The sequence below is a fragment of the Sphingomonas sp. PP-CC-3A-396 genome, from assembly GCF_004343105.1.
In the GTDB taxonomy this organism is placed as follows: domain Bacteria; phylum Pseudomonadota; class Alphaproteobacteria; order Sphingomonadales; family Sphingomonadaceae; genus Sphingomonas.
This window is the reverse complement of the sequence record NZ_SLYF01000030.1, coordinates 1-1,935: the sequence shown is the minus strand read 5'-3', so window position 1 is coordinate 1,935 and position 1,935 is coordinate 1. Positions and strand designations below refer to the sequence as shown.

General features: G+C 62.1%; 1 protein-coding gene. It reads right to left on the bottom strand.

Annotated elements, in window-relative coordinates:
• Positions 1–644: 644 nt before the first annotated feature.
• The gene (locus C8J40_RS20080; RefSeq protein ID WP_132898542.1) at positions 645–1,667 is read right to left on the bottom strand and encodes an IS110 family transposase; all 1,023 of its coding nucleotides are present in this window, start codon (positions 1,665–1,667) and stop codon (positions 645–647) included.
• Between the last annotated feature and the right edge of the window lie 268 nt (positions 1,668–1,935).

The window sequence follows — 1,935 nt, the reverse complement described above, 5'->3', positions numbered from 1 at the left end:
GGCGGTGTGCGAAGCGTCACGCTTCCGAACACGGGCCTGATCCTTTCCTATCCCCGCTTCGTACTCGATCCTCCCGCTGGCAGCGCCGCTCCGAAGCTACTGCAACCGATGACGGTAAACTGACAGTGAGGCGATGCCATTTCCCGTAAACGAACGTGACGTGGGAAATAGACCGTGCCGATCGTACCTACGGGAGTCCACGGCACCCGCTTTCCCAAAATCTGTCCCCGAATGGACTTTCCCGAAACGACTAGGTGGAGGCGGAGAGTTGGGAAAGCCGCAAGTTTCCCAAAGCAGCAAGTTTCGGGAAAGTGACGGCACTGGGAACGGCCGAGACGGGCCATGCGGCGGTCAGCCGTTCCACGGCTGAGGAGACCCATGTGTGGACGGCCCTCCGTTGGCAAGCTTGAACAGTCGCGTTGCAATGCTGGTTGGTGCGGCCATGTGTCCGACCTGTTAGTGCGGCTCATAGCGCCGCTGGCCATAATGCCATTCGCGCGGTTCGGGTCCCGATCACAATCACGCACTCGAGGTGCTTGGGTCTTTGTGGGTTTTCCCGATCCGGCGGTTCAACCGGCTTGTTGCATTAGCTCCTATCCGCCCTTCCCAACCTCGTCCGGTGCGGTCGCCCGCACCGTATCCTGTTACGCGATCTGCGGCTCGCGATAGCGCTCGCCGCTGGCCATCATCGCCCAGATCATGCGGGCGTTCTTGTTAGCGAGCGCGACCGCGGCGACCTTGGTCTTCCGCCTGGCAAGCAGTTGCACAAGCCAGGGCCGCTTAGCCCCGTTCCGCTCGGCATAGCGCACGACGGCCATAGCACCGACGATCAGCATCTGACGCAAATATTGGTGGCCCGCCTTCGTGATGCTGCCCAGCCGCTCCTTTCCGCCGCTCGAGTTCTGCCGCGGCACCAGGCCTATCCAGGCAGCCAGGTTGCGGCCCGAGCGGAAGATCGCGGGGTCAGGAACCGTGGCGACGATGGCGCTGGCGAGCAGTGGACCCACGCCGGGTATCTCCATCAGTCGGCGACCAAGCTCGGTCTCGCGTGCGCTCGCCAGGATGCGACGATCGTTCTCGAGGATCTGCTCCTTTACGATGCGCAGCTGCGCTGCCAGCATCTCCAGGCAGAACCGCGCATCGGCCGGTACGCGCTCATCGGTAGGATCAGCGATCACGTCGAGGAGCTGCTCGATGCCGTTTCTACCGATCGGCGCCGCGATCCCGAACTCGGCCAAGTGCGCCCGCATCGCGTTCGACAGCTGCGTGCGCTGGCGGTTTAGGATCAGGCGGACACGATGAAGCATCATCGCGCTCTGCTGCTCGGGCGACTTGACCCCGACAAAGCGCATGGTCGGCCGGGTCACTGCCTCGCAGATCGCCTCGGCATCAGCCGCGTCGTTCTTGCCTCGCTTGACGTACGGCTTCACGTACTGCGCCGGCATCAGCTTCACGTCATGCCCGAGCGCGACCAGCTCGCGCGCCCAGAAGTGTGATGTCGCACACGCCTCAATGCCGAGTAGACACCGAGGCAGCTTGGCGAAGAACTTCAACATCCGCCCACGCGTCAGACGCTGGCGAACAACCGCTGCGCCATCAGCATCCACTCCATGCACCTGAAACACGTTCTTCGCGATATCCAGACCGATCGTTGTGACGTTTCCCATCGTGACTCTCCTTCGACTCTCCGCAGGACATCCTGCTTGAGGGTTGGAGAGCCGTCCACGTCATCAGAACCGGACGTTTACGCCCCTTCCCTCGCTTCCCAACTTCGGACGCTGGTTCATCTTCGCGAATAACCGATTCTCAAGCCCGGCTATCCGCTCGCGAAGTCGTAATGGGGAAGGAAAGCGGACCGTCCGCTATTGGGAAGTCCAACGGCGTTAGCGGACATCCTGACGCAGCTGCCCTTTCCCAAAAAGGATGGTGGATCGG

Excerpts from the sequence above, each read along its gene's own strand:
- C8J40_RS20080 (WP_132898542.1), bottom strand. The coding sequence starts at position 1,667 with ATGGGAAACGTCACAACGATCGGTCTGGATATCGCGAAGAACGTGTTT.